This is a genomic window from Cellulosimicrobium composti (assembly GCF_010287905.1).
Lineage (GTDB): Bacteria > Actinomycetota > Actinomycetes > Actinomycetales > Cellulomonadaceae > Cellulosimicrobium > Cellulosimicrobium composti.
In genome coordinates, this window is record NZ_JAAFAN010000097.1 from 1 (window position 1) to 9,321 (window position 9,321).

The window sequence follows — 9,321 nt, forward strand, 5'->3', positions numbered from 1 at the left end:
CTACGCTAAGCAGCAGGGCCACGAAGCCCTGATCGGAACCAAATGACCAGAGCCTCCATCAGACCCAGGGCGATTCAGACGTCGTGGGTGGTGAGCTCGTCGACGATGTCGCGTGCGTCGCGGATCGAGCGGGCGAGGCGGTCGAGCTTGGTAACCACGAGCGTGTCCCCGGCCCTGGTCGCGGCGAGGGCCTCGCGGAGCCCCGGACGGTCGCGGTGGGTGCCGGTCACGCCCTGGTCCACGTAGACGCGGCGCGGGTCGACGCCCATCGTCTCGAGCGCTTGGCGTTGGGCGGTGAGGTCTTGTTCGGCGGTCGAGCAGCGTGCGTACCCGATGAGCGTCGCGGTCATGTTGTGAGTGTCGCAGATGAGCGGCCTTCACCGGGCACAATTCCGGGCGGGTCTACCGAGACGGCCTGGATCGCGGTGCCACCTCGGAGGGCGGCGGCGTGCAAGGTGTCTCGGTAGGGGATCGGCTTTGAGACAAGCCGAGATGGTCAGAGAGCCGCACCGTCGATCTGACGGTCCTCGGCGCTCGCGTAGCGCTGTCGAGAGTGCGACTTGGCGGGCGCGACTCAGTTTGCGGACCGCGCGCGATCATTTTCGGAGTCATGCTCGTCAGAGTGTCCAGCCGATACGGCCTTCCATCGGGCCCCCGCACGCCTCCGACCCTCCGACGCGGACCATGTCGACGGACTTCTCAGTCTGGGCAAGGACGTTTCCGGCTTCGTCGAGCGCGCGGAGCCCGATCGGATTCGCCGGGTAGAAGAGTGTGAAGGTCCACGTGTCACCATCCCGTGCCGGAGAGAGCGCGGGGTCGGACGTGTCGGAACCCGTCAGCAAGGGCGGCTGCCACGCCTGGTCGTCGCCGTCGCGCAGCTGAAGGTGGGTCACTCCGGCCGTGTCCCCGGTCAACACCACCTCGAGGACGCTGGAATACCCGACCGCTGGGCAATCTCGACTGCCCCCGGAGAGCCGTGACACCAGCACCATGACGAGGACGAGAGCCCCGACGATGACGGCAGCTGTCCCGGCCCAGACCGGCAAGCGCAGGCGCCGTCGTCGTGCCGGCCCGGGCCCTTCGTCGGTCTGTTGCTTCTCCATGAGCACCCCTAGCTGTCGCCCTGCCACGAATCATGCACGAGGCAATGCCAAGCTTCTACGCCCGCCGAAGGGCTTCGTCGCGCACACGGCCGCAGCAGCCGCTGTGAAGCTCTCCGCCGGAGCAGACCAGCCGAGCACGCGACGCGGTCGCTCGTTGAGCAACTTCTGGATCTTCTCGAGCTCGTCCTGAGTCGTCGCAGTGAGATTGGCGCGGCGTGGAAGGTACTGGCGCAGGAGGCGATTGGTGTTCTCGTTCGTGCCACGCTGCCACGGACTGCGTGGGTCACAGAAGTAGACAGGGGCATCTATGAGCGTGCTGAGGAAGGCGTGGTCGGCCATCTCGCGGCCGCGGTCCCAGGTTAGGGACTTGCACATGCCCGGTGGGACGTTGAACAGGGCACGGGCGACGGCGATGCTGACGTCCTTGGCCTTGATCCCGTCGGGCAACGAGACGATCTTCAGGTAGCGAGTCGTGCGCTCGACGAGGGTCGCGACCGCGCTGGGGCGCTTGCCCATGACGAGGTCGCCTTCCCAGTGGCCGGGCTCGACCCGGTCCGTCACGGTGGCGGGGCGGTGGTGGATGGACACCATGTCGCGCAGGTGGCCGCGCCCGTGGGACCGCTTGACCAGCCGGGGCCGGCGCATCGAGCGACCGGATCGCAGCCGCTGGTAGGTCGCCTTCGGCAAGTCCCGCGACCTCGGCAGGTACACCGCGCGGTAGATCGTCTCGTGCGAGACCCACATGCCGGGCTCGTCGGGATATTCGCGGCGCAGCCACGCCGCGATCTGCTGCGGCGACCAGTCCAGCTCGAGTCGCGAGAGCACCGTCGTCCGCAGCCGCTCGTCACTGGCGAGACGTGGCACACGCGGCCTCCTCGCTTCGCGACGGGCACGCTGGTCAGCGCGCGTCGCGCGGTATCCCGCACGGCCACCGTTGCGAGCGATCTCGCGCGAGACCGTCGACGCCGGCCGCCCCAACCCTTCGGCGATCGCCCGGGCAGAGAGACCAGCGGCGATCCCACGCGAGATCTCCTCCCGCTCACTCGGGCTCAGGTGCCGCGATGACCGCCTCGGCAACGCAGGTCGAACCCCGCCATGACGAAGCAGGTACCGGCGCACATGATGCTCCTGGAGGCCGGCCCGATCGGCGATCCGCCGGAGCGACTCGCCCTCGCTCCATGCCTGCCACACGATCTCCTGGACCGCCGCAGGCAGCGACGTCACGACACCCATCCCGACCTCCACGACCACGCATCATCCACCTCGTGGTGCGTTGGTGGGTTGAGACCGCCACCGTTAGTCAGGCGTCGCAAAAGAAGGTTCTGCGGCGTCGGAGTAACGCTGGTTCTCAGACACTCGTGGCCCGATAGAGTCGCTCGGGTGATGAAGCGTCGGCACGTTCTGGTGCCCGTGGTCCTGGTCGTGGGTGGTGGCGCGTTGCTCGGAGGGTGCTCGGACGCTTCGGGTCTCACGTCGCAGTCCGCGGTCTTCGAAGGGCTGTCGTCAGAGGCGGTCGAGGAGACGCTGGTTCTCAAGGGCGACTGGATCGCGTCGCAGCCCGCTGACTCCCAGGGCGCTGTCGCGCAGAGCCTCGTCGTCGAGCTGGAGACCTGCCGTGCGGCACTCGGCGCGCTCACAACCTGGACGGAGACACGGTCGGCAGAGGAACTAGTGCTGCCACAGCCGAGCGACGACGCCTTCGCCGCTGCTGCTTCACCTGGCGAGCGTCAGACCATCCCGTACACGGAGAACCACGCCCTGCTACGCGAACTCGTGACGAGCACCGGGCGCGACGGGCTCGCGACGTTCCTCACGATGGAAGCGAACTGCGCCTGGATGCCGGCCGAGCCCGGCACGTCAGGGCCATCGATCCACGACACCGTCGCCGCTCAGCCATACCGAGCCAAAGAACGCGGTTGCGCAGCACCGGCGGACCGGAGCATCCAGAAGTTCTAGCGCGCGAGGCTGACGGCAGTGCCGACGAGGCCCGCCCACGTTGCGAGGCCCAAGCATGCGGAGATCACCGCCGTTCGCCGCGGCCTCGTCGTCCCTGCGATGTAGACAGCCAAGACGGCCGGGACGAAGAGTCCCACGACCCCGCCCGCGATCTGCAGAAGCCCCTTGCCCGGCTGCGGGCACTCAGCGGGCATGAGTACCGCGCATGACGTCGGGTCGAAGGAGCCCATCCCGGCCGCAATCAAGCCGAGCGACAGGAAGCCGAACACGACGTAGAGCACGCCCGCCACGAACAGCGCGAGGAACACACGCCAGGTCTCCGAATCCTGTTCCGCCGACGGCCGGCTCTCTCGTCCCTCCGGCTCCGATCCCTCCGCAGAATGCTGCACAGTGCTGAGTCTCGCAGGTGCCGGAAGCGCGAGGCGGCGGCTCGTTTTGTCGGATCACAACAAGGTTGTCCGACGCGGCAGAACCGACCGTTTGTCGGACGTCGCGAAAGAAGGTCCTGCGACGTCCGACAAACCCTGGGTTCTGCGGTGGCGCCTGGTCGCCTACTCGGCTCGAGTGGCCTCGCCGAGGGATGCTGCGAGCTGCGTCAGAGCGCTCGGCACGAGGGAGTAGTAGGCCCAGCGGCCGCGCTGCTCGCGGGTGAGCAGGCCGGCGTCGACGAGGATCTTGAGGTGGTGGCTCACGGTGGGCTGGGAGAGACCGACGGGCGCGGTGAGGTCGCAGACGCACGCTTCGCCGCCGTCCTGGGAGGCGACGATCGCGAGGAGCTGGACCCGGGCGGGGTCGGCGAGGGCCTTGAACGCGCGGGCGAGCTCCCGCGCGGCCTCGGGGTCGACGGCCTGGGTGACGGCCGGTCCGCAGCAGCCGGCGACGTCGGCGGTCGGCGCGAGGGGCAGGTCGGTCGTCGTCATGCCACCATCCTCGCATAGATTGACATTCTTCGATGCGTGCCCCACGATGCTCGCATCGACAGTCTTCAATACGTGGGAGTGGTGATGGGCGAGGTTGTGCGGGACGAACTGCCGGTCGTTGTGATCGGTGCGGGTCCGGTGGGTCTGGCGGCGGCGGCGCACCTGCTCGAGCGTGGGCTTGAGCCGGTGGTGCTGGAGGCGGGCGAGGGCCCGGGCGCGGCGATCGCGTCGTGGGGTCACGTGCGGTTGTTCTCGCCGTGGCGGTACGACCTCGACGCCGCAGCGCGGCGCCTGCTGGACCAGGCGGGGTGGGTCGAGCCGGACCTGGACACCCTGCCGACGGGTGGGGAGCTCGTTGGGCGGTACCTGGCCCCGCTGGCCGCGACACCGCAGATCGCGTCGCGGCTGCGGACCGGGACGCGAGTGCTGGCGGTGGCGCGTGACGGGGCGGACAAGACGCGGTCGCTCGGGCGCGAGCGGCGCGGGTATCGGGTGCGGACCGTGGACGGCGACGGCATGGTGAGCGATGTGCTGGCGCGGGCGGTGATCGACGCGTCGGGCACGTTCTCGACCTCGAACCCGCTGGGTGTGTCCGGGCTCCCGGCCGCCGGCGAAGCGCAGGCCGCCGGGTACGTGACGGGCCCGCTGCCAGATGTCCTGGGGTCCCAGCGTGACCGGTTCGCCGGGCGGGACACGCTCGTGGTCGGGATGGGGCACTCGGCGGCGAACACGCTGCTTGCCCTGGTCGAGCTGGCCGAGGCAGAGCCGGCGACCACGATCACGTGGGCGATCCGCGGCGGGTCCGCGCGGCGGCTCTTCGGTGGCGGCACGGACGACGAACTCCCGGCGCGCGGGCTGCTGGGCACGCGCCTGCGGGCGGCCGTGGAGGCCGGGCGCCTGACGTTGCTGACGCGGGTGTCGATCGAGCGGCTCGTGCCCGCGGGGGAGACGGTGCAGGTGGTGGGGACCGCGCGCGACGGGGCGCTGAACCTCGAGGTGCACCAGATCGTGAACGCCACCGGGTTCCGCCCGGACCTGGACATGCTGCGCGAGGTGCGCCTGGACCTGGACCCGGTCGTGGAGGCGCCCGCGGCGCTCGCTCCGCTGATCGACCCGAACCAGCACTCGTGCGGCACGGTGCCCCCGCACGGGGAGCAGGTGCTGTCCCACCCGGACGACGGGTTCTACCTCGCGGGCATGAAGTCCTACGGGCGTGCGCCGACGTTCCTGCTCGCCACGGGCTACGAGCAGGTGCGCTCGATCGCGGCGGCGCTGGCAGGGGACCGGGCTGCGGCCGACGCGGTCGAGCTGGCCCTCCCCGCGACCGGGGTCTGCTCGACCGACCTCGCTCTGGAGGCGGACGGCGCGGGGGCGAGCGGGTCGTGCTGCGGCACCGCGCCGGCGGCGCCGCAGCTGGTCACCCTCGGTGTCGGGGCACCGGCAGGTGTCGGGTTCGCGACCGGCGTCGTGCACGGCCGCTCGGGCGACGGCCAGGACGCGTGAGCCTGACCCTGCGGACCGCGACCCCCGCCGACTTGGCGGGGGTCGCGCGCATCTACGACCACTACGTGGTGACGTCGACCGCGACGTTCGAGCTCACCCCGCCGGGCGAGGCCGTGTGGGCGGACAAGCTCGCGTCCGTGCAGGGTGCCGGCTGGCCGTTCCTGGTCGCCGACCTCGACGGCGCCGTGGCCGGGTTCGCCTACGTGGGCCCGTGGCGCCCGCGCCCGGCCTACGCCCACACGGTCGAGGACACGATCTACCTCGACCCGGCCGCCACCGGGCGCGGGATCGGGACCCGGCTGCTCGACCAGGTGCTCACCGGCGCCGCGGCGGCCGGCGCACGGGAGGTGATCGCGGTCGTCGCCGACGGCGACACCGCCGCGTCTCTGGCGCTGCACCGCCGCGCCGGGTTCACCGGCGCGGGGCGGCTCGAGCGTGTGGGCCGCAAGTTCGACCGGTGGCTGGGCACGAGCCTGCTGCAGAAGACCCTGGCCTGACACGCACGTCGGCCGGCACCCCTCTGCGTGGGTGCCGGCCGACGTCGCCGTTGCGACGGGGTGCGTCAGGCGGTTGCGGCCTGGACGGGCGTGACGCCGAGCTCGTCGAGCAGGGTTAGCACGCGAGAGCGGATCTCGTCGCGGATCGGGCGCACGGACTCGATGCCCTGCCCGGCCGGGTCCTCCAGGGCCCAGTCCTCGTAGCGCTTGCCGGGGAAGATCGGGCACGCGTCCCCGCAGCCCATGGTGATCACGACGTCGGAGGACTGCACGGCCTCGGTCGTGAGGACCTTTGGCTGCTCGGCGCGGATGTCGATGCCCTCCTCGAGCATGGCCTCGACGGCGACGGGGTTGATCTGGTCGGCCGGGGCGGACCCGGCAGAGCGGACCTCCACGGCCCCGCCGGACAGGGCGCGCAGGTACCCGGCGGCCATCTGGGAGCGTCCGGCGTTGTGCACGCAGACGAACAGGGCGGACGGCTTCGAAACTGTGTCGGTCATGGAGGTCTCCGGTAGTTCAGGGGGTGGGCAGGTCGAGGTCGGGCAGGAGGTCGGCGAGCAGGGCGCGCACCCGGGTGTCCAGCTCGTCGCGGATCGCGGCGACGCCGGCCGGGGAGGCCAGGGCGGGGTCGCCCACGAGCCAGTCCTCGTACCGGGTGCTGGGCAGGACCGGGCACACGTCGCCGCAGCCCATCGTGATCACGACGTCGGCGGCGCGGACCGCGTCGTCGGTCAGCGGCTTGGGGTAGGCCTCGCCCTCAGTGGTGCCGAGCGCGGCCAGCTCGGGGCGCACAGCGGGGTGCACGTCCGCTGCCGGGGTTGAGCCGGCCGAGCGCACCACGACCCGGTCGCCGGCGTAGCGGCGCACCAGTGCGGCGGCGAGCTGAGAGCGGCCGGCGTTGGCGACGCAGACGAACAGCACCTGCGGGCGTGCGTCGGCCTCGCGGGTGAGGTCGGCCAGGCGTTGACGGGCGAACCGCTCGGTGAGGGTGAGCAGGTGCGCCGAGACCGTGGCCGATCGGGCCAGTGCCGTGTAGGACTCGCGCACGGTGCCCAGCACCACGCCCGGCCCGAGGTCGGGGTGGCGGGCGGCGAGGTCGGTCGCGAGGTGGTCGAGCGCGGCGTCGACGTCCTCCAGGCCCGTGAGCTCGTGCGGGCCGACCAGGGCCTCGAGCGCGGCCGGGGCGAACGACTCCAGCAGGGTGGACACCGCGGCCTTGTACCCGGGCGTGATGCGGTACCAGACCCAGGTGCCGCGCCGCTCCGAGGCCAGCACCCCGACGTCACGCAGCACCTTCAGGTGGTGGGACACGGTCGGCTGGGACACGTCCGTCAGCGCGGCAAGGTCGCACACGCACGCCTCCCCGGCAGGCGAGGTCGCGATGAACGACAGCATTCGCAGGCGCAGCGGCTCGGCGAGGGCCTTGAGCGTGACCGCGACCGCGCCGGCGACCTCGGTCCCGATCGCGTGCGCCTCGATCTGCGGCGTGCAGTCCGGGTCCGCGACGGTCAAGGGCAGGCTCTGGGTGGTCATGACCTCACCTCTTCCAGCTCGGGCGTCTGTTCCGCCGCGGCGTAGGGGTCGACGGCGAACCAGCGGCGCGCGACCCACAGGGAGACGTAGACGAGCCCCACCAGGACGGGGACCTCGATGAGCGGCCCGACGACGCCGGCCAGGGCTTGGCCGGAGGTCGCGCCGAACGTGCCGATCGCGACGGCGATCGCGAGCTCGAAGTTGTTGCCCGCCGCGGTGAACGCCAACGTCGTGGTGCGCGCGTACCCCAGGCCCAAGACCTTGCCGGTGACGACGCCGATGCCCCACATGGCCGCGAAGTACACCAGCAGCGGCAGCGCGATCCGTGCGACGTCGAGCGGGTTGGAGGTCACGGCCTCGCCCTGCAGGGCGAACAGCAGCACGATCGTGAACAGCAGCCCGTACAGCGCCCACGGGCCGATGACGGGCAGGAACCGGTCCTCGTACCAGGCGCGACCCTTGGCGCGCTCCCCGACCAGGCGCGAGGCGAACCCGGCGGCCAGCGGGACGCCGAGGAACACGAGCACATTGAGCGCGATCTGCCCCACCGACACGTCCAGGCCCTGGGTGTCCAGGCCCAGCCACCCGGGCAGCACCGTGAGGTAGAAGTACCCGAGCAAGGAGAACGCGACGACCTGGAACACGGAGTTGATCGCGACCAGCACCGCCGCGGCCTCCCGGTCCCCACACGCCAGGTCGTTCCAGATCACGACCATGGCGATGCACCGGGCCAGGCCCACGATGATCAGGCCCGTGCGGTACTCGGGCAGGTCCGGCAGGAAGATCCACGCCAGGGCGAACATCAGCGCCGGCCCGACCAGCCAGTTCAGCACCAGTGAGGACACCAGGAGCCGCTTGTCGCCGGTGACCGCACCGACCCGGTCGTAGCGCACCTTGGCCAGCACCGGGTACATCATCACCAGCAGCCCGAGCGCGATCGGGACCGAGATCCCGCCGACCTCGAGCGCGGCCAGCACGTCCGACAGCGCCGGGACGAACCGGCCCAGGACCAGGCCGGCGACCATGGCCAACCCGATCCACACCGGCAGCCACCGGTCCAGCGTCGACAGGCGCCCGCGCGTGGTCGCGGTGGCCTCGCTCACGCGAGGACCTCCTCGATCTCGGCGACCAGCGCCTGCTTCGGGCGCGCGCCCACGACCGACTTCACCAGCCGCCCGCCGGAGTAGAAGTTCAGCGTCGGGATCGACACGACCCCGGCCGCGGCGACCGTCGCCGGGTTGGCGTCCGCGTCGAGCTTGGCGATCGTGAGCCTGCCCGCGTACTCCTCGGCGAGCTCGTCCAGGATCGGCGCGACCTGGCGGCACGGGCCGCACCAGGTCGCCCACACGTCCACCAGCACCGGGCCCTTCGAGGACAGGACCACCTCGTCGAACGTGTCGTCGGTGACCGTCACCGTGCTCATCGGACCTCCTCCAGCGCCGCGGGCAGACCGTCCGGGTTCGGCGTCGTCGGCGTGCCGGCCAGGTCCGCGAGGCCCGCGGCGTCGGCGAGCTCGGTGAGGTAGCGCTGCGCGTCGAGGGCGGCGGAGCACCCCGAGCCGGCGGCGGTGATGGCCTGGCGGTAGGTGTGGTCGACGGCGTCGCCGCACGCGAACACGCCCTCGAGGTTGGTCGCGGTGGTGCGCCCGACGACCTGGATGTAGCCCTCGTCGTCCAGGTCGATCTGACCCTTGACGAGCTCGGTGCGGGGCTCGTGGCCGATGGCGACGAACAGGCCGGTCGCGGGGAGCTCGCGCTCCTCGCCGGTCACGGTGTCGCGCAGCGTGAGGGCCTCGACCTTGTTCTCGCC

General features: G+C 71.4%; 12 protein-coding genes and 1 pseudogene. 3 read left to right on the forward strand and 10 right to left on the reverse strand.

Features of this window, described 5'->3' with window-relative positions; translation table 11 throughout:
• Positions 1–77: 77 nt before the first annotated feature.
• The 3 genes and pseudogenes from GYH36_RS18105 to GYH36_RS18115 all read right to left on the reverse strand — a co-directional run.
• Positions 78–350, reverse strand: a pseudogene (locus tag GYH36_RS18105) (recombinase family protein); the annotation flags it as partial.
• A 267-nt stretch (positions 351–617) separates the two neighbouring features.
• The gene (locus tag GYH36_RS18110) at positions 618–1,103 is read right to left on the reverse strand and encodes a hypothetical protein (RefSeq protein ID WP_162290566.1); all 486 of its coding nucleotides are present in this window, start codon (positions 1,101–1,103) and stop codon (positions 618–620) included.
• 30 nt (positions 1,104–1,133) lie between these two features.
• A complete protein-coding gene (locus GYH36_RS18115) occupies positions 1,134–2,336 on the reverse strand; it encodes an IS30 family transposase (protein WP_246209632.1) in 1,203 nt (400 codons plus the stop codon).
• Positions 2,337–2,483: 147 nt separating this feature from the next.
• Between GYH36_RS18115 and GYH36_RS18120 the strand changes: the two genes are divergently transcribed.
• Positions 2,484–3,059 carry a hypothetical protein gene (locus GYH36_RS18120; protein ID WP_162290567.1) on the forward strand — a complete coding sequence of 192 codons (576 nt, stop codon included), beginning with the start codon at positions 2,484–2,486 and terminating at the stop codon, positions 3,057–3,059.
• On the opposite strand, the gene GYH36_RS18125 is transcribed toward GYH36_RS18120, so the two are convergent.
• Together GYH36_RS18125 and GYH36_RS18130 are read right to left on the reverse strand one after the other, a co-directional pair.
• Positions 3,056–3,367: a hypothetical protein gene (locus GYH36_RS18125; protein ID WP_162290568.1), complete on the reverse strand. Its 312-nt coding sequence runs from the start codon at positions 3,365–3,367 to the stop codon at positions 3,056–3,058. The genes GYH36_RS18120 and GYH36_RS18125 overlap by 4 nt on opposite strands.
• Positions 3,368–3,610: 243 nt before the next feature.
• Positions 3,611–3,979 (reverse strand): ArsR/SmtB family transcription factor, encoded by a 369-nt coding sequence (locus tag GYH36_RS18130; protein ID WP_162290569.1) that lies wholly within the window; start codon positions 3,977–3,979, stop codon positions 3,611–3,613.
• A gap of 84 nt (positions 3,980–4,063) precedes the next feature.
• Between GYH36_RS18130 and GYH36_RS18135 the strand changes: the two genes are divergently transcribed.
• Together GYH36_RS18135 and GYH36_RS18140 are read left to right on the forward strand one after the other, a co-directional pair.
• Complete coding sequence (locus tag GYH36_RS18135) at positions 4,064–5,482, forward strand: FAD-dependent oxidoreductase (protein ID WP_162290570.1); 1,419 nt, start codon at positions 4,064–4,066, stop codon at positions 5,480–5,482.
• Positions 5,479–5,979, forward strand: coding sequence for a GNAT family N-acetyltransferase (locus GYH36_RS18140; RefSeq protein ID WP_162290571.1), 501 nt, complete (start codon positions 5,479–5,481; stop codon positions 5,977–5,979). The genes GYH36_RS18135 and GYH36_RS18140 overlap by 4 nt, the downstream gene beginning before the upstream one ends.
• 65 nt (positions 5,980–6,044) lie before the next feature.
• Here the strand turns inward: GYH36_RS18140 and GYH36_RS18145 are convergent, their stop codons facing one another.
• The 5 genes from GYH36_RS18145 to GYH36_RS18165 form a co-directional block, all read right to left on the reverse strand.
• On the reverse strand, positions 6,045–6,479 hold the full coding sequence (locus GYH36_RS18145; RefSeq protein ID WP_162290572.1) for an arsenate reductase ArsC: 435 nt from the start codon (positions 6,477–6,479) through the stop codon (positions 6,045–6,047).
• 16 nt (positions 6,480–6,495) lie between these two features.
• A complete protein-coding gene (locus tag GYH36_RS18150; protein ID WP_162290573.1) occupies positions 6,496–7,512 on the reverse strand; it encodes a metalloregulator ArsR/SmtB family transcription factor in 1,017 nt (338 codons plus the stop codon).
• Positions 7,509–8,615: an ACR3 family arsenite efflux transporter gene (gene arsB, locus GYH36_RS18155; RefSeq protein WP_162290574.1), complete on the reverse strand. Its 1,107-nt coding sequence runs from the start codon at positions 8,613–8,615 to the stop codon at positions 7,509–7,511. The genes GYH36_RS18150 and arsB overlap by 4 nt, the downstream gene beginning before the upstream one ends.
• Positions 8,612–8,935 (reverse strand): thioredoxin, encoded by a 324-nt coding sequence (trxA, locus tag GYH36_RS18160; RefSeq protein WP_162290575.1) that lies wholly within the window; start codon positions 8,933–8,935, stop codon positions 8,612–8,614. Before trxA ends, arsB begins: the two co-directional genes overlap by 4 nt.
• Positions 8,932–9,321, reverse strand: a 390-nt coding sequence (locus tag GYH36_RS18165) for an NAD(P)/FAD-dependent oxidoreductase (protein ID WP_162290576.1), incomplete at its 5' end; no start/stop codon positions are given. The genes GYH36_RS18165 and trxA, both read right to left, overlap by 4 nt.